This window comes from Actinomycetota bacterium (assembly GCA_030776625.1).
GTDB lineage: Bacteria > Actinomycetota > CADDZG01 > CADDZG01 > WHSQ01 > MB1-2.
Genome location: JALYHL010000001.1, coordinates 94,992 through 112,807 on the forward strand (window position 1 = coordinate 94,992; position 17,816 = coordinate 112,807).

Annotated in this window: 16 protein-coding genes; all 16 read right to left on the reverse strand. The window is 67.0% G+C overall.

Annotated features, from left to right (window positions below; all coding sequences use genetic code 11):
• Nucleotides 1-9: 9 nt before the first annotated feature.
• Nucleotides 10-1,542, reverse strand: coding sequence for a ribonuclease Y (gene rny / locus M3N53_00515; GenBank protein ID MDP9066815.1), 1,533 nt, complete (start codon nt 1,540-1,542; stop codon nt 10-12).
• A 307-nt stretch (nt 1,543-1,849) separates the two neighbouring features.
• The gene (locus M3N53_00520; protein ID MDP9066816.1) at nt 1,850-2,362 is read right to left on the reverse strand and encodes a recombination regulator RecX; all 513 of its coding nucleotides are present in this window, start codon (nt 2,360-2,362) and stop codon (nt 1,850-1,852) included.
• A 5-nt stretch (nt 2,363-2,367) separates the two neighbouring features.
• Nucleotides 2,368-3,423: a recombinase RecA gene (gene recA, locus M3N53_00525; GenBank protein MDP9066817.1), complete on the reverse strand. Its 1,056-nt coding sequence runs from the start codon at nt 3,421-3,423 to the stop codon at nt 2,368-2,370.
• A 202-nt stretch (nt 3,424-3,625) separates the two neighbouring features.
• Nucleotides 3,626-4,171: a GNAT family N-acetyltransferase gene (locus M3N53_00530; GenBank protein MDP9066818.1), complete on the reverse strand. Its 546-nt coding sequence runs from the start codon at nt 4,169-4,171 to the stop codon at nt 3,626-3,628.
• Between the two features lie 96 nt (nt 4,172-4,267).
• The gene (locus tag M3N53_00535) at nt 4,268-5,263 is read right to left on the reverse strand and encodes a hypothetical protein (protein ID MDP9066819.1); all 996 of its coding nucleotides are present in this window, start codon (nt 5,261-5,263) and stop codon (nt 4,268-4,270) included.
• 122 nt (nt 5,264-5,385) lie between these two features.
• Complete coding sequence (gene thpR / locus M3N53_00540; protein MDP9066820.1) at nt 5,386-5,955, reverse strand: RNA 2',3'-cyclic phosphodiesterase; 570 nt, start codon at nt 5,953-5,955, stop codon at nt 5,386-5,388.
• The gene (locus M3N53_00545) at nt 5,952-7,184 is read right to left on the reverse strand and encodes a competence/damage-inducible protein A (GenBank protein ID MDP9066821.1); all 1,233 of its coding nucleotides are present in this window, start codon (nt 7,182-7,184) and stop codon (nt 5,952-5,954) included. The genes thpR and M3N53_00545 overlap by 4 nt, the downstream gene beginning before the upstream one ends.
• Nucleotides 7,174-7,707 (reverse strand): CDP-diacylglycerol--glycerol-3-phosphate 3-phosphatidyltransferase, encoded by a 534-nt coding sequence (gene pgsA / locus M3N53_00550; protein ID MDP9066822.1) that lies wholly within the window; start codon nt 7,705-7,707, stop codon nt 7,174-7,176. The genes M3N53_00545 and pgsA overlap by 11 nt, the downstream gene beginning before the upstream one ends.
• A gap of 10 nt (nt 7,708-7,717) precedes the next feature.
• Nucleotides 7,718-9,085: a 30S ribosomal protein S12 methylthiotransferase RimO gene (gene rimO / locus M3N53_00555; protein ID MDP9066823.1), complete on the reverse strand. Its 1,368-nt coding sequence runs from the start codon at nt 9,083-9,085 to the stop codon at nt 7,718-7,720.
• Between the two features lie 10 nt (nt 9,086-9,095).
• Nucleotides 9,096-9,857 (reverse strand): DUF4115 domain-containing protein, encoded by a 762-nt coding sequence (locus M3N53_00560; protein MDP9066824.1) that lies wholly within the window; start codon nt 9,855-9,857, stop codon nt 9,096-9,098.
• Between the two features lie 75 nt (nt 9,858-9,932).
• Entirely contained in the window at nt 9,933-12,218 is a 2,286-nt protein-coding gene (locus M3N53_00565) for a DNA translocase FtsK (protein MDP9066825.1), read from the reverse strand.
• Nucleotides 12,219-12,317: 99 nt separating this feature from the next.
• Nucleotides 12,318-13,880, reverse strand: coding sequence for a sulfatase-like hydrolase/transferase (locus M3N53_00570; GenBank protein MDP9066826.1), 1,563 nt, complete (start codon nt 13,878-13,880; stop codon nt 12,318-12,320).
• Nucleotides 13,881-13,918: 38 nt separating this feature from the next.
• On the reverse strand, nt 13,919-15,583 hold the full coding sequence (locus tag M3N53_00575) for a ribonuclease J (protein ID MDP9066827.1): 1,665 nt from the start codon (nt 15,581-15,583) through the stop codon (nt 13,919-13,921).
• On the reverse strand, nt 15,580-16,485 hold the full coding sequence (gene dapA, locus M3N53_00580) for a 4-hydroxy-tetrahydrodipicolinate synthase (protein MDP9066828.1): 906 nt from the start codon (nt 16,483-16,485) through the stop codon (nt 15,580-15,582). Before dapA ends, M3N53_00575 begins: the two co-directional genes overlap by 4 nt.
• Before the next feature lie 111 nt (nt 16,486-16,596).
• Nucleotides 16,597-17,082, reverse strand: coding sequence for a hypothetical protein (locus M3N53_00585; protein MDP9066829.1), 486 nt, complete (start codon nt 17,080-17,082; stop codon nt 16,597-16,599).
• The gene (gene dapB / locus M3N53_00590; GenBank protein MDP9066830.1) at nt 17,079-17,816 is read right to left on the reverse strand and encodes a 4-hydroxy-tetrahydrodipicolinate reductase; all 738 of its coding nucleotides are present in this window, start codon (nt 17,814-17,816) and stop codon (nt 17,079-17,081) included. Before dapB ends, M3N53_00585 begins: the two co-directional genes overlap by 4 nt.

Genomic DNA, 17,816 nt, shown 5'->3' on the forward strand with positions numbered 1-17,816 from the left:
TGAGAACCTTTACTTGGCGTAGGCCGACGACCTCGTCTCGCGGATCACCGTGATGCGGATCTGGCCCGGGTACTGCAGCTCCTCTTCGATCTTCTTGGCCACGTCGCGTGCGATCACCTCGGCCCGCAGGTCGTCGACGTCGCCCGGCTTCACCATGACGCGCACCTCGCGACCCGCCTGCATCGCGTAGACCTTGTCGACGCCATCGAACTCCATCGCGATCTCCTCGAGCCGCTGGAGACGCTTCACGTAGGTCTCGATCGACTCGCGCCGCGCGCCGGGACGAGCCCCGGAGATGGCATCGGCGGTCTGGGTGATGACCGCCTCGATCGTTCGCTGCTCGACCTCGCCGTGGTGTGCCTCGATCGCGTGGCACACCGCCGGCGACTCCTTGAGTCGTCGCGCGATCTCGGCACCGATGAGAGCGTGAGAACCCTCCACCTCGTGGGTGACCGCCTTGCCGATGTCGTGCAGCAAGGTGCAGCGCTTCGCAAGGTGAACGTCCGTGCCGAGCTCGGCCGCGATCATCCCGGCGATGTGGGCCGCTTCCACGACATGTCGCAGCACGTTCTGGCCGTACGAGGTACGGAACTTCAGTCGGCCCAGGACCCGCACGAGCTCCGGGTGCATGTCGGTGATGCCGGTCTCGAGGACGGCCCATTCGCCGCCCTCGCGGATCTCACGCTCGACCTCCGCCTGGGACTTCTCGTGGATGTCTTCGATCCGAGCCGGCTGGATGCGCCCGTCGCCGATCAGCTTCTCGAGCGTGAGGCGGGCCATCTCGCGGCGGATCGGGTCAAAGCACGACAGCACCACGGCCTCGGGGGTGTCGTCGATGATGAGGTTCGTCCCCGTCGCCGACTCGAACGCCCGGATGTTGCGACCTTCTCGCCCGATGATGCGGCCCTTCATGTCGTCGTTCGGCAGCGTGATCGTCGTCACGGTCGACTCCGTGGTGAGATCTGAGGCGATCCGCTGCATCGCGATGGCGATGATCTTGCGGGCACGCTTGTCTGCCTCCTCACGCGCCTGCGCCTCGATGTCGCGGACGATAACCATCGCGTCCCGCTTGGCCTCGTCTTCGACCTGCTCCATCAACGCCTGCTTCGCGTCGTTCGCCGTCATCCCGGCGACGCGCTCCAGCTCGGCTCGCGCCCGCTCGGCGACCCGATCCAGCTCTTGCCGAGCCTTCTGGAGCTCGGCCTCCCTAGCCTCCATCGCCTGTTCCTTACGGTCCAGGGAATTCACCCGCGCGTCCAGAGCCGACTCGCGCTGGCTGATGCGGTCCTCTTTCTTCTCGATCTCCGCACGACGAGCCTTGAGGTCGGCTTCCGCTTCCGAACGCAGCCGGAAAGCCTCGTCACGTGCCTCGACCAGCGCCTCGCGTTTGGCGGCCTCCGCCTCGCGCTGAGCTTCCTGGACGAGCGTCTTGGCACGGTTCTCGGCGGAGGAAACTTCCTTCTCCGCCATGGACTTCCGGACGACGTACCCAACCCCACTGCCCGCGAGAAGACCGAGGATGAGACCAATGACGATCTCCATCTCTCGCTCCTTTCCCGGCTCCACTGACCCGGCGCGGCGAAGAGCCGGGCCGGCCCCGGTACGACGAGGAACGAGTTGGTACGGCTATCGCAGCCGCTAGATCGAGATGCGCCTCCTCCTCGGCATGCTCTGCAGCGGCATGCGAGGGCGCGTGTTGTTCGGTCTAGATGTGGGCAACGACGTTGTCAGGATTCGCTCGCTTTAGCTCGTGCGTACCGTTTGAGGTGCTTGTTTAGGTGTTTCTCTCTGGCTCCTATGGTACGCCCGGCGAGGGCACATAGCCACTTCTTTCGCGACCTACCGGAGGTCAGTCCCACCCCTCCGGCGGAAGGACCGCCTTCGTCCCCGCCTCCGCCGCCTCGAGAGAGAAGCCCTTCCGGAGCAGCATCTGCTGGAGCTTGAAAGCCTGCTCGGGGAGCGGCCGGGCCGCCACCTTTCGCACCCACCGGGACGCCGCCTCCCGGGCGAGAGCCTCCTCGTCCAGGCAAGCGCGCGCCAGGGCGTCCTCGGCCACCTCTCGAGGCACCCCCTTCGCCGACAGCTCCGCCTTCAGGGCGCGGGGGCCGAGGTTCTTAGAAAGCGCCCGCTGGCGAACCCACTCGTGGGCGAACTCCAGATCGTTGAGGAGGCCGAGCTCGGACAGGCGGGTGGTGGTCTGCTCGACCACGGCTCCGTCGAACCCCGCCTGCCGCAGACGGTCCCGGATCTCGTCGACCGTTCTGGCGCGCACCGAAAGGAGCCTGCCCGCGCGTTCCATCGCCTCCTTCAGCTCGTCGGCGAACGTATCGTCGACGAGGAAGAGGTTCGGCTCGGAAGCCATCTGACTCAGGCGGTCTCGGCGTCCGGTGCGGCCAGGTCGGCGTCGTCCCGTCCGATCAGGCCCAGCTTCTCTTTGATCTTGAGCTCGATCTCCGTCGCGATATCGGGGTTCTCGGCGAGGAAGGTCTTGGCGTTCTCTCGCCCCTGTCCCAACTGATCGTCGCCGTAGATGAACCAGGCTCCGGACTTGCGCACGATGCCCTCGTCGATCGCGACATCCAGGAGGCTTCCCTCCTTCGAGATCCCGAAGCCGTACTGGATGTCGAACTCGGCCTTCTTGAACGGTGCGCTGACCTTGTTCTTGACGATCTTGACCCGCACGCGCGAGCCGACGACCTCGCCACCGTCCTTCAAAGAGTCGATCCGACGCACATCCATGCGGACCGAGGAGTAGAACTTCAGCGCGCGGCCGCCGGAGGTGGTCTCGGGCGAGCCGAACATCACGCCGATCTTTTCGCGGATCTGGTTGATGAAGACGAGGATCGTGTTGGAGCGGTTCACGTTTCCGGCGAGCTTGCGCAGCGCCTGGCTCATCAGACGCGCTTGAAGACCGACGTGGCTGTCGCCCATCTCTCCCTCGATCTCCGCCCGTGGCACCAGCGCCGCAACCGAGTCGATGACGATGACGGACATCGCACCCGACCGCACGAGCGTGTCGGCGATCTCGAGGGCTTGCTCGCCCGTGTCGGGCTGCGAGCAGAGAAGGTTGTCTATGTCCACACCCAGAGCCTTGGCGTAGGCCGGGTCCAACGCGTGCTCCGCGTCGATGAAAGCGACCAATCCGCCGGCTTTCTGGGCCTCCGCGATCACGTGCAGGGACACCGTCGTCTTTCCGCTCCCCTCGGGTCCGTAGATCTCGACGATCCGGCCCCGCGGGATGCCGCCGACGCCGAGAGCGAGATCGAGAGCCAGCGAGCCGGTGGAGACGACCTCGATGTCTCGCAGCGGCCCGTCTTCACCCAACCGCATGATCGAGCCCTTGCCGTGCTGCTTCTCGATCTGAGCAAGAGCCGCGTCGAGCGCCGAGTCGCGGCCCTTGAGGTCTCGGCTCGTGTCGCTCACACCGCTTCGGTCCCTGATAGCCACCTGCGTCCTCCTTAGCTCAGCCCACCGACTGGGGCTCGGTTTCGGTTGGGACCACCGTATGCAGAGGGTGTGACAGTAATCGAACGTACGTTCGAACCTGCGGATTTAGCCGCAAGTTACAGAGCCGTACTTACCGGCTTGTAAGCATAAGCTCGTGCGGGCCGGGAAGCCACCGCGGCTACAGCGCCGGCCTCTCCTCCGCCAAGAGCCCGTAGATGTAGAGATCGAGGTAGCCGCGCTCTGACCAGCTCGCCTCGCGGAGCAGACCCTCGCGGGCAAAGCCCAGCTTCTCGGCGATCCGGATGCTGCCAGCGTTGTCGACCGCCGCGCGGAGCTCGATCCGGTGCAGACCGATCTCGTCGAACCCGAAGTCGGACACCGCCCGAGCGGCCTCCGTCATGAGGCCCCGACCGGACAGATCGGAACGCAACCAGTAGCCGATCTCCGCCAGAGCAAACAGCGACTGGTAGCCGCTCAGCGAGATAGTTCCCGCGGCTTCGCCATCATGGACGATCACGAAGGTCCACTCCGAGACCTCCTCCCACCGACGCGCCATCATCTGGGTGAAGACACGGCTGTTCTCCAGCGAGGCGCTGGGGGCCCAGGCCATGAAGCGGCGGAGCTCCGGGAGGGAGCGCTCGATGGCGTTCCAGAGGCCTTCGGCGTGCTCGGGCGTTACCGCCTCCAGGCGAAGCCGCGGAGTGTGCAGGACGCGCGCCAGCATCGGGCGATGCTACGTGGCCGGCGGGATGGATATCCCGGGACGACCAGAGGGGGCCGGATATCCGGCCCCCTCTGGTCCTCTAGGTGAGGTGGTTCGTTACGACTCGCTGCGGCGGATCTTGGTGGCGACCAGCCCGGCGAGGATCAGCCCGAAGGCCGCCGCCAGGAAGACCAGCACGTCGCCTCCGGTGAAGGGCAGAACCGCTCCGCCCTGCGCTGCGACCGCAGGCTGCACCGCTGCAGCAACCGCAGGTGCCTTGCTGAGACGGACACCCAGCACCTCGGCCGGCGTCGCCGGGTTGACCTCGAGGCAGTTGCCGCTGGCGTCCATCACGGTGCCGGCGGGGCAAGCAGGGTTCACCTCGACGTTCGGTCCGACGACCGGGGGCGTGTTGCACTCCTGGATCCCGGGCATCGTAGCGTCTGCGTCACAGGGCTTGCCCGGTGTGATCACGACGATGCCCTTGACCTTGTCGCACTTGCCGTTGGCCGGCATCTGCGAGCCGTCGGGGCAGGTCTTCGTGATCGTGTTGGGCTTGGTGCGATCCGGGCCGCCACAGAGGCCCTCGTTGTCGTCTTCGAAGTCGTCGTCGTTGCCACAGCCGTTGTTGCCGTCCTGATCGGCCTCGTCCACGCCGCCGGAGCCGTTCGGCTTGTCGGGGCCACCGTTGGAGCGGTCGGGGCCGCGGCCGTCGTCGTCGGGGTCGGACTCGGCGTTGCCCTGGTTACCCGATCCACCTTCCTCGACCGAACGGTCCCTGCCCGAGGGGTGCTCGTTGTCGCCGTCGTCCTCGACGTTGTTGGGTGTGCGGCCGTCATTGGTGTCGTTGTCCTCGGTGTACTGGGTGTCGGAATCCGAGTCGGCGTCACCGTCGTGATCTGACTCGGTTTCCGAAGAGCCGCCGTTGCCCTTGCTTCCGCCGCCGCTGCCGCCCGGGCCGCGGTCCTCAGAGGCGTTCTCCGACGCCGTCTGCTCACTGCCGCCGCCCTGCTCGTGCTCGGGGTCGTGGTGGGCGAGCGCAGGCGACGCCACCATCAGACACAGCGCGAAGATGGCGGCGAACACTCCGTAAAGCGAGAATTTCTTGGACATCTGCTTCCTCCTATCGTTGATCACTCTCTGTGGTCGTGTGACTACATTTCGCCGGGCGAGTGAAGACTCCTCCCAATCTGAGGAAAAAACCGGAAAACTTTTAGCGGCTTGCTGTTGACCCGCTACGGAGCGGTACGAAGGAGGCGGAACCGCTCCAGTCGCTCGTAGGTGGCGCCCCGGGGCGACAGGTGGCTGCGCCACAGGTCGAACGCGCTGAGCGTGAACTCGCCCGGCGCGGGGGCAACGGAGGGGAGCGGGTCCAGGCGCTGCGGTGTCTTGAACCGGGCGAGGGTCAGGTGGGCGGTGAAGCGGCGAGTCTCCGATGCGAACCCCAGTGGCCCTAGCGCCGAATCCAACGCCCCTGCCAACGACCCGAGCACCGCCGCGGGGTCCTCGATCCCAACCCACAGGACACGGGCCCGCCGGGAGCTTGGGAAGGCGCCGAGGCCTGAGAGCACCAAAGCCGCCGGCGAGTGCGCGGCCGCGACCTCCGCGCACGCCGCCGTCAGTTCGTCGAGAAGCTCGGGCGCGGTCGAGCCCAGAAACTTCAATGTCACGTGCTGGTTGGGGCGTGGTGTCCAGCGGGCGCCGGGCCACAAAGCGCGCAGCGGCTCGACCTGTTCCTCGACCCACGCCAGCTGTTCTTCGGGAACAGGAGCGGCGAGGAACAGCCGCAGGTTCGACGAGGTCACTGCTCCTGGAGCAGACGGCGGCCCAGGTCGAGAGCCGAGGTGACCGCGAACGCCCGGATGTGATCGCGGTCGCCGTACGCCTGGACGTGGCGCACCTCGGTCCGACCGCCGAAGGTGGCGGCGACAAAGAGGGTTCCAACGGGCTTGCCCTCTTGCTCCGAGGGACCTGCCACGCCGGTCGCGGCCAAACCCAGGTCTGCCCCGAAGCGCTGCGCCGCTCCCTGCGCCAACGCGGCCGCGGCTTCTTCGCTGACCGCGCCGGGACCGGCCAAGATCGCCTCCGGGACACCTGCCAGATCGCGCTTCGCCTCGTTCGAGTAACAGACGACCGAACCCAGGAAGTAGTCCCCCGCTCCGGACGTGGCCATCAGCTCGGCGCCCAGCCATCCGCCGGTGAGCGACTCGGCGCCGGCAACCGTAGCTCCCCGTTCCCGCAGCATCACCCCGATCGCTTCGCCGAGAGAGGCTGCGTCCGGCGGCAGAGCGTGCACGCCGAGGCGGGCACGGATGTCGTCTTCGACCGGCCGCATCAGCCCAACCGCGGTGGAATCATCGGCGGCCTTCGCAGTAAGCCTCACTCGGACCGCTCCCGACGCGGCGCGGTAGGCGATCGTCGGGTTCGTCTGTGAGTCCACCAGATCCGCGATCAACTCGTGCGTGCGCGACTCGCCGAGCCCGACGACGATGACCTCCCTGGTGGCGATCGTCCCGCTCCCAGCACGCTCGGTGAGCTCCGGTAGGACCGTCTTCGTGAGCATCGCCTTCATCTCCCACGGGACGCCCGGCAGGGCGAACAGCAAGGATCGGTCGTGCTCGACCCGGAAGCCGGGAGCGGTCCCCTCGGGCTCGATCGGGGCAGCCCCTTCCGGCAGGTCCGCCTGCCTCAGGTTGGCCTCGGGCATATCGCGGCCAAGCTTCTGGAAGATCGACTCGACGAGCGAGACCAGACGAAGGTCGCGAACCAGAGGTCTTCCGGTCACCTCGGCAACGGCCTCTCGGGTGATGTCGTCAGGAGTTGGGCCCAGGCCGCCGGTCACGATCACCACGTCCGACCGTCCCAGCGCCGTGCGCAAGGTGTCGCAGATCCGGCCGTGGTTGTCGCCGACCACGACGTGGAAGTAGACGTCGACACCGATCCGCGCCAGCGCGTCGGAGATGTACTGCGCGTTCGTGTTCGCGATCTGCCCGAGAAGCAGCTCGGTGCCGATGCCGACGATCTCAGCGTTCAACTGCGACCTCTCGCCGCGGGCGACGGGCGAAGTACTCGGCCCCCGACAGCACCGTGGCGACGAGCGTGGCGCCCAGCCATACCCAGTGCACCACCGAGATCTCGCCCCACGGAAGCAGCCACCACGACACCATGCAGATCTGCAGAAGGGTCTTGACCTTCGCGAAGCGGCTCGCGGGCAAGGTGCCCCCTGCCTTCACGATCCGCGTGCGGAGCAGCTGGATCGTCACCTCTCTCGCGGCGATGACCGATGCGGCCCACAACGGGAACCCCCGGGTGGCGACGAGAGCCACAAGGGCCGCGCCCACCAGTAGCTTGTCGGCCAACGGATCGAGGAACTCTCCCGTCCGGGTCACGATCGACGACCTCCGCGCGAGGTAGCCATCCAGGAGGTCGGACAGCGACGCGACCAGGAACACGACGAACGCCGCCAGGGCTCCCCCACGGGATCGGCTGTAAGCGACCACCAAGAACAGAGGGACCAACGCGATCCGGGCGATCGTGATCGCGTTGGGCAGGTTCACGCCCGAGAGATTACGCCGGGTGCTGCTTCCCCACGTGCTCGCCGATGAGGTCAGCACCATCCGTCGCGACGATGGACACGTCGATGTAGTCGCCGACCTGCAGCGGTGTATCGGAGTGGAAGCGGATCTCGCCGTCGACCTCGGGTGCCTCGCGGTGAGACCGTCCGCTCCATGTGTGCGAGCCGACCTCGAGGCGTTCCGCGAGAACACGGAGCGTGGTTCCGACGAAGGATCCGGCGCGCCGCTCCATCGCGCGATCCGCAGCGACAGCCACACGTTCCGTCCGGTGCCTCGCGACCGCCTCCGGCACCGTGTCGGTCATGTCGAAGCCGCGCGTGCCGACCTCGGGCGAGTAAGTAAAGGTGCCGACCCAGTCGAGCCCGGCGTCCTCGACGAACGACTCCACCTGATCGGCATCCTCCTCGGTCTCCCCGGGGAATCCCAGGATGAAAGTCGCGCGGACGGCGGCCGAGGGGTCCTGCGACCTGATCCGGTCGATCATCTTTTCGAAGCGGGCCCGGCCCCCCCACCGGCCCATCCCGCGCAAGACCGCGGGAGCCACGTGCTGCAAGGAGAGATCGAAGTAAGAGACCACCTTCTCCAAACCGAGCATCGTGTCGATCAACTCGTCGGTCACCCCCTGCGGGTGCAGGTACATGAGCCGCAACCTCTCGAGCCCGTCGATCCCGTGCAGTCGCGCCAGCAGGGAGACCAGATCGCCGTCTGCGGCGTCGCGACCCCACATGACCGAGTCCTGGCTCACGAGCGAGAGCTCGCTGATCCCCTGCGCGGCCAGATGCCTCGCCTCCGCCTCGATGACATCGAACGAACGGGAGCGGAACTTCCCGCGCATCAGCGGGATCGCGCAGAAGGTGCAGCCCCGGTCACATCCCTCGGCGATCTTCAGATAAGCCCACGGAGCCCGGCCGAACCGGATCCGCGGGTTCGCCTCGAGGGTGGCATCCCACCAGGCGGGGTCGAAGCGGGTGCCGGGGTCTCCGTAGACCTTGCGATCGAGCGACCCTTCGGCGGCGCGCGCGACGATCTCCGCTATGCGGGGGTAAGCGGCGAAATCGACGAGGGCATCGACCTCGGGCAGTGATTCCTCCAGCTCGCCCGCGGAGCGCGCCACGAGGCAGCCCGTCACCACGAGCGCCTTCAGATCACCCGAGCGCTTGAGGTCGCCGAGATCGAGGATCTCCTCGACGGTCTCGCGCCGCGCCGGATCGATGAAACCGCACGTGTTGACCAGCACGACATCCGCGCCGTCGACCTGTTCCGAGACGTCGTGACCGGCCGCGGCCAGCATCCCCCCAAGCCCCTCGGAATCGATCGCGTTCTTCGCGCACCCGAGGGTGACAACCCCGATCCGCGACATCAGCGACCCCTCACAACAGCGACTCGACGTCGTCCGGGAACGTCAGGTTGACGGGCTCGGCCCCCCCGGGTGACCCGATGCTCTGTCCGTTCAGAACAAGTTCGACGGCGCCCGGATAACCGAGCCGGATGAAGAGCTCGTCCCGGGCGGTGAACGTCATCGAGTCCCCGGCCGCGATCGTCTGCGTGGTCGGCGGTCCGCCATCCGCCGCCACCAAGGTCCAGCACGGCTCGCGCGCGACCACGCGCAGCTTGATCCCGTCGTCGAACACCACGGCCTCACTATCGCTACCGCTATCCGTAGGTGACGGCGTCGCCTCGACGGAGGGAGAGGGCGTGGCACCCGTTCGCGCGCCGACGCGCGAACGATCGGGCTCCTCACCCGCGACAAGACCGACCACGCCCAGCATGACCAAGCAAGTCGCCGCGATGACAGCCGCCACCGTCCAACTGCTTGCTAGGCGCCGGCGAGGTGGGGGGCTGTGGGTCCCGTGACGTTCGAGCGCCGCTATCTGCGACGTGTCGACGCGGCCGCCATAGAGCCGGTCGAACTCCTCCAGCAACGGGTCGGGCGCGACGCGCAGGAATCGGGCGTAGGTCTTCAAGAACCCACGCACGTAGGCAGGTGCAAGGAAGTCGAGATCGTCAGACTCGATCCGCATGAGGTACTCGCGCCGGATGCGCGTCTCCTCGGCGGCTCTGTCGATGCTGACTCGGCGTATCCGTCGTGCGGAGCTGAGGTAGCTCCCGATCGTTGCAGGGGGTTCGGTCACGGTTGTCCGATGCTCGTTGGCGCGTGGGGAAGTCTCGGTGTCTTCCATTATAGGAAGCGCTGTGCCCGCGAAAGCTCAGACCGGGCGCGCCTCCAGCTCCTCGGCAGTCATGAGAACGTCGCGCGGCTTCGATCCCTGCGACGGCCCCACGACGCCCCGTTGCTCCAGCAGGTCCATCAGCCGCCCCGCGCGCGCGAAGCCGACCTGGAGTTTGCGCTGCAACATCGAGGTCGATCCGAGCTGCGACCGAACCACCAGCTCGAGCGCTTCTTGGAGCAACTCGTCGTCACCTCCGCCACCCGCACCGGTCGCGCCCGCGCTTCCAGGCTCGTCGGCCGTGACTCCTTCGAGGTAGTGCGGCTCTCCCTGACGCCGCGCATGACCGACGACGGCCGCGACCTCCTTCTCGTTCACCCAAGAGCCCTGGATGCGTCGCGGCTTAGACGAGTTCGCGTGCAGGTAGAGCATGTCACCGTGTCCTATCAGCTTGTCGGCCCCTCCCTGGTCCAGGATCACCCGGGAGTCCTGTTGTGAGGCCACGGAGAAAGCCATGCGCGAGGGGATGTTGGCCTTGATCACACCCGTGACGACGTCCACGGAGGGTCGCTGGGTCGCGATGATCAGATGGATGCCGACCGCGCGGGCCATCTGCGCGATCCGGCAGATCGCGTTCTCGACGTCTCGCGGCGCCACCATCATGAGATCCGATAGCTCATCGACGACGACCAAGATGTAAGGGAGCTGTTCCGGATCGGCGTCGTCATCGGTCCGTTTCACGACCGTCCCCTGCGCGACGGCCTCGTTGTAGAACTCCAGGTTGCGCATCCCGGAATGCGCGAGCGTCTCGTAACGCATCTCCATCTCCTTGACAACCCAGTTGAGAGCCGAGGCAGCCTTCTTGGGCACGGTCACCACGGGCGTCAGCAGATGCGGAACGCCGGAGAAGTGCGTCAGCTCGACGCGCTTCGGGTCGATCAAGATCAGGCGGACCTGGTCAGGTCGCGCGCGCATCAGGACAGACGTGATCATCGAGTTCATGCACGAGGACTTGCCGGAGTTCGTCGCGCCCGCGAGCAGCACGTGGGGCATCTCCGTGATGTTCGCCAAGACGGTCTCGCCGGAGATGTCCTGGCCGAGCGCCACCGCCAGCGGATGCTTGTCGTTCTTCGCCTCCTTCGACGACAGGACGTCGCCCAGCGTCACCAGGTTGCGCGTCCGGTTCGGCACCTCGATGCCGATCGCGCTCTTGCCCGGGATGGGTGCCAGGAAACGCAGCTCACCGGATGCCAGCGCGTACTTGATCTCGTTCGACAGCGACAGGACGCGGTTGACCTTCACCCCCGCCCCCAACTCGATCTCGAACCGCGTCACCGTCGGCCCCGCGGTGTAACCGGTTACCGACGCATCCACCGAGAACTGCTCCAGCGTCTGCTCGAGCGTCGCGATGGTCTCCTCTATCGACCGGGCGGAGATCTCTTTGGCTCCGCCTCGTGACAGGAGCTCGAGAGGAGGCAGCTTGTAGGCGCGCGAGCTTCCGACCGGCATCGCGAGCTGCTGCGCGCGCTCGGGGGCGACGGTCGCGACGGGCTCCGCGTCCCCGTCGCCCGGGTCCTCTTCCTCGGCGTCGGCGAAATCGTCATCTTCGAAGACGGCTTCGGCGTCCGGGTCATCTTCGTCCTCGTCTTCCTCGTGGTCATCTATCCGATCCGCGAGCCCCTTCACGAATGCCCACGTCGCCGAGGCCGCGGTTGCAACCCATCCAGCCACCCTTCGTACCGGGGTCCTGGTGATGACCATCACGCCCACGCCCAGCAGCAGCACCATCAGCAGCGACGCCCCCCACACTCCGATGACATCGGAGACCGGGCGTGCTATCAGCGCACCGAAGATGCCGCCGATGTTCTGCAACCTCTCCAGAGGAGCCGAGATGCTGCGGTTGCGCTTGGCAAGATGGACCAGGCCGGCGAGCGCGAGCGTGCAGATCCCCATGCCGACGAAGACGCGGGCCGCGTGCTCGCGCAGGCGCGGCATGATGATGAGGGCAGCCAACACGATCATCAGGAGCGGCACGAAGAACACGACGCGCCCGACCATCAAGCGCGCCAGGTAGTCGATCGCGGTGCCCAGGGGTCCCGCCCCCTCGGCGTAGACCCCCAGGGCCGCGATCAGGCCGCCGAATGCGACGGCGCCGCCCCATGCCTCCGGCGGTGCGCTCCGCGCTCGCGTCGCTCCCCAGCGAGCCGCGCCGAGGACGCGCGATGGCTGCTTGCGCTTCGCGGGCCGTCGACGCGGCCTCTTCTGCGGCGCCCGCGCCTGGGGCCGGGTCGAGCGAGCCGTCCGAGCCGAAGCCGAGGAGCGCATTCTCTTCTTCGGGGGTGGTTTGCGGCGCGCGCGGGTACCCATCAGGCCACAACTGTAACAATACGCCACAGGAATAACAGCCTTTGGCGGGAGATCGCCTCAGCCCGGCGTTAGCGACAGCCTGGTCAGCGCCCCATCCGGCTCTATGCGCAAGACGTCCACAGTGTGAGGCGGGCGCCGCAGCACCCAAGGTGGGACCATCGCGTAGAAGCGCCGCTCCCCGTCGTCACCGACGTAGGACCGCGTCACCGCAGCAACGCGACCGTCCACCGCCAACGCGAGCAGCTCGGTCGCGGCCGCACCTCCACCGGAGAGCTGTCCCTTGACCAGCGCGGGGAGGAGGCGGTCGCGCGCCGACGCTTTCTCGAGATCGGCAAGGTCCACGACGGACGCCGTGGTGTCCGAATCGACGACGACCTCCTCGACGATCTGCCCCAAGAATCCCTCTGTTCCCGAGGGAGCCAGCGAGAAGAGGTCCTGCCACCGCTTCACCGACGAGAACTTCTCTAGCTTGCGCTCCAGAGCGCGCTCCAGATCGGCACCTCCCGGATCCAGCTCGACCGGTCCCATGCGACGGTTGCGCCCCCCGACCGGGTCGAAGAGGTCGATCCCGTCGAGATCGAGCTCTCCGCTGACGCGCAACGCCCGGGTGATCGTCGGAACGACGTCGATCAGCTCGACCGGATCGTCCACGACGTCCGGGTCCTGCTGATGCGGCATCTTCACGAACAGCGGGACGTGCGCGACGTCTCCCGCGGTGAGCGGGGTGGCGGCGCGCTTCGGAAACTCCGGCGTGAAGGCGATGCCGTGGTCTGCCAGCACAGCAACGACGGCTTCTTGAAACAGACCGTGCCGCTCGAGGCTGTCGACCACGGTCGCGAGGATCCGGTCCGCGAACACCGCCTGCAGCATGTGCCGGTGATGCGAGAGCCGCACGAGCCATTCGTCGTCGCGCCACTTCCGGCCGGGTCCCGGGGTTTCGATGTGCCCCGGGAGAGGCCGCGTGCCAGGGTACAGCTGACCTGTAGGCAGATACCTCCACGGGCTGTGCGGCATCACGAGATGGAGAACGCACAGGCACGGCCCGTCTACACGCTCCATCTCGTCCAGGAAGTAGACGAGCGAGTCGCCTCTGGGGGCGGCCCCGAAGACGTCCAGCGGCGGGGGAAGCGACGACTCCACCCGTGGCGTCGGCGTGCACACCTCGACGTGGCAAAGGGTCGGGAACGCCCGGGACGCCAGGATGTCGTGGGAGTCCCCCAGCAGCGTGAAGATGCTCTGGGGAACGGGGCCGCCCAGCAGCAAAGAAAGACGATCGGGGTCGAGGCCGGTCAGGATCGACGGCACCGCGTCGCTGGTTAGCGGCGCGAGCGTCGTCGCGTTCCGGAACCAGGTCGTCCTCGAGGCGAGCCGTGCGAAGCCCGGAAACATCTGGTCGTCGATCGCCCGCTCTTCGTCCAGCATCGACACGAGCGGAAGCTCGTCGAAGATGATGAGCACCACCGGCGTGGGATCTGCGGTCCGTTTCGCCGGGCCGGCCACGCTCTGCAGGTAGCCCCGGACGAAGGATTGAGACAGAGCGAGACCGACGAGCACTACGGCGGCGAGCCCGATCAAGAGGCTCCTACGTCGGCTCCCGCGGGTGGCATACACGGATCGCATGGTCGCAGCGTAGGGGGCTGTTACTAGACGTTGTCCCGCTACACCTCGATGACGATCGGCAGGAGCATCGGGCGACGTCGCGTGGACTGCCACACGAACTCGCCGAGGGCGCGCCGACAGGTCTTCTTCAGGACGGCCCAGTCGGTCGCTTGATCGTCCTCGAGCGCGTCGAGCGCGTCGGCCACGCGATCGGCGGCTTCATCGAGGAGGGCCCGCGATTCCTCTTCGAAGACGAACCCGCGACTGATGAGATCCGGCCCCGCGATGAGCTCACCCGCTTGTGCGTCGATCGTGATCACGCAAACGAGGATCCCGTCGCCCGCCAGCACGCGTCGATCCCGCAACACGACGGGCCCCACGTCCCCGACCCCGAGACCATCGACCAGCACCATCCCTGCACGCACCGGTTCGGCCCGCCGGACACGTCCCTCGATCAGCTCCAACACGTCTCCGTCCTGGACGATGTTGATCACTTCGGGCGCTACGCCCACGGCCTCCGCGATCTTCCGGTGCAGCGCGAGCTGACGGAACTCGCCGTGGACGGGTGTGAAATAGCGTGGCTTCACGATCGTCAGGAGCTCCGCCAGCTCCTCCGATGCGGCGTGGCCCGATACGTGGACGGGGCTCGTGCCGGCGTGGAACACGTCGGCGCCCGCCTTGTACAGCCCGTTGATCACCCTGTGGACGGCCGACTCGTTGCCCGGGATGGGACTGGCCGACAGGATGACGGTATCGGTGGATCCGATGTCGACGAACTTGTGCTCGCCGGACGCGATCAGCGACAGTGCCGAGAACGGCTCCCCCTGGGAGCCCGTGCAGACCACGACGACTTTCGAGGGGGGCAGGTGATCCACGTCGTCGATCTCGACAACGGTCGAGCGACCGACGCGGATGTGTCCCAGCTCCCGCCCCACCTCGACGTTGTTGACCATCGAACGACCGACGAAGGCAACATGGCGCTCGGTGGCCTCGGCCGCCTCGCAGACCTGTTGGATGCGGTGGAGGTTCGAGGCGAAGCAGGCCACGATGATGCGACCGCCCGCGCTCGAAAAGATGTCGCGCAGACCGTTTCCGACCAGCGACTCTGACGGAGTCCGGCCGGGTGTCTCGGCGTTCGTGGAGTCGGACAACAACAGGTCGACCCCTTCAGACCCGAGGTCGCGGAAGCCCTCGACGTCGGTGGCGCGGCCGTCGATGGGGGCTTCGTCCAGCTTGAAGTCGCCGGTGTAGAGGATCCTTCCGTCTACGGTATCGATGGCCACGGAGATCGCGTCGGGGATCGAGTGCGACACCGCTAGGAACCGGCATCGGAAGTCGCCGATCTCCCGCGTCCCAGGTGCCGCTATCTCGATCATGTGGGCTTCTTGGCCCGACTCGTCCAGTCGCTTGCGCGCCATGCCGAGGGTGAGAGCGGTGCCGTACACCGGGACGTCGATGCTTCGCAGGAACCACGACAGCGCGCCCACGTGATCCTCGTGCCCGTGCGTCAGCACCACTCCGACGCACTTCTCGGCCCGTTCCGCCACGTAGCTGAAGTCCGGGAGGACGAGATCGACCCCCAGCATCTCCTCACTCGGGAACGACAGGCCTGCATCGATCACCAGGATGTCGTTCGGTGTCTCGATCGCGATCATGTTGCGGCCGATCTCGCCCAGGCCGCCGAGGAAGATGACCCTCGTGGCCGCCCGACCTTCACCGCTCACAGGAGCCCCGCGCCCTCCAGGGAGGCTTTGATCGTGGCGGACTCCTGCGCCGTCGCCGGCACGAGCGGGAGACGCGGCTCGCCCACGTCGATCCCGATCATGTTCACCGCCGCCTTGACGGGGATCGGGCTGCTCGTGAGGCCCATGATGACCTGCATCAACGGCAACAGCTCGAGGTAGATCCGCTTCGCCTCGTCGACCTTGCCGTCGTTGAAGGCGGACACGATCTGCTTTATCTGGGGCCCGACCAGGTGCGAGCACACCGAGACGATCCCAACGGCTCCCGCGGCCAGATGCGGCATCAGCAGCGGATCGTCACCCGAGTAGATCTCGAAGTCGTGGCAGCCGGCCGCGTCCAGCTCGGCGCGCAGCTTCGCGGTCTCGCTCGCGTCCCCGACGGCTTCTTTGTCGGCGACGATGTTGTCGTGCTGCGCGAGCTCGACCATCGTCGGACGCTCGATCCGCTTCGAGGTCCGACCGGGGATGTCGTAGACCATGACCGGAACGGCAGAGGCGTCGGCGATCGCACGGAAGTGCGCCAGCAAGCCGCTCTGGGGCGGCTTCGAGTAATACGGCGTGACTGCGAGGCAGGCGTCAACCCCCAGCGCACCGGCCTCCTTCGTCAGCTCGACCGACTCCGCGGTGTTGTAGGTACCGGTTCCTGCGATCACGCTGGCGCGGGAACCGACCTCGTCGACAACCGCCTCGAACAGCGCCAGCTTCTCGTCATGCGACAGCGTCGGGGACTCACCCGTGGTCCCACAAACCACCAGGCCGTCGGAGCCGTGCTCGGTGAGATGCCGCGCCAGTCGTCGCGACGCCTCGATGTTCAGCGAACCGTCTGGGTGGAACGGCGTCACCATCGCGGTGATCACCTCTCCGAATCGCGCCGCCTGTGCCATCTACCTCACCTCCATGATCCTGTGACGCCTAACTATGGCATCCCACGCGGAAAATGCCGCCGTTCCTCGGGTGGTGGACCGAGTACCTGAATCAGAGGTCTGGTCAGCGCGTTACCGCACCTCGGTTTGGATGCGGGCGCCCGCGGCCCGGTCGATCTCTGCGCCGTCATAGACCTGGATCGAGTTGCCGAAGGTTCCTTCGGCATCCGGCGTCCGCAGATCGAACTCGATAGTGGTCGATGCTCCGGCCGCGACGCCGGGGAAGGTGAAGGTTGCGTCCGCCGCAGACTGGCCCGTGGGCTCGGGGCGGATCTCCTCGATGCCGGACAGGGTGAGGGTGCGGCGCGGTTCGACGATGGGCTCGGGGAGGCTCGGGTCGCCTACTCGGGCGAATGACACGACCAGCGTGCCGATGTCACCCGGTCCGGGATTCGAGACTTGGACGGCCGCCGTCACGACCTGACCCGGCTCCGCCGTCTCGGGGAAGCCCACGGTGACCCGTGGCTTGCCCTTCCCCGACTCGGTCAGGTTCGGGTCCGGCCCGGCGCACGCGGTCAGCGCGAGCGCTACCAGGAAGAGGCCCCAAGGCCTCTTCACGACCCCAGGTCCAGGAGGTGTTCGAGGCCCACCGTCAGGGGGCCGAGGGACGCGACGTTCTTTATCGCCAGCACGACCCCGGGCATGAACGAAGAGAGGTCGAGCGAGTCGTGCCGGATCGTCAACGTCTCACCCGCTCTGCCGAGGACCACCTCTTGGTGCGCCACCGAGCCCGGGATCCTCAGTGAGTGCACCCTCACCCCATCTACGTTCCCACCCCGGCTGCCCGGGAGAGTCTCCCGTTCCTCACGCGGCTGACGCCACGGCGCCGAGCGCGCCTCGTTCATCAGATCCGCGGTCCTGAGCGCCGTCCCCGAAGGGGAGTCGAGCTTGTTCTGGTGGTGCCGCTCGACGATCTCTGCCGAATCGAAGTGTGGTGCCGAAGCGGCCGCGAAACGCATCATCAACACGGCTCCGATCGCGAAGTTCGGCGCGACGAACACGTTCGCGCCACTCTCCTCGGCCGAGCCTCGGATCTCACGCAGGTCGTCCTGGCTCAGTCCGGTCGCGCCCACGACGACGTGAACGCCTTGAGCCACGCAGGCCCGGACGTTCTGCTTCACCGAGGCGGCGTTGGTGAACTCGACGGCAACGTCCGCCCCCGAACCCGCGACCGCGCCCACGTCATCAGCCCGACCGATACGCGCTACGAGCTGGAGGTCGGGATCGGCTTCGACCGCCCGGCATGTGGCCGAGCCCATCCTTCCCGGCGCGCCGATCACCGCGACCTTCAT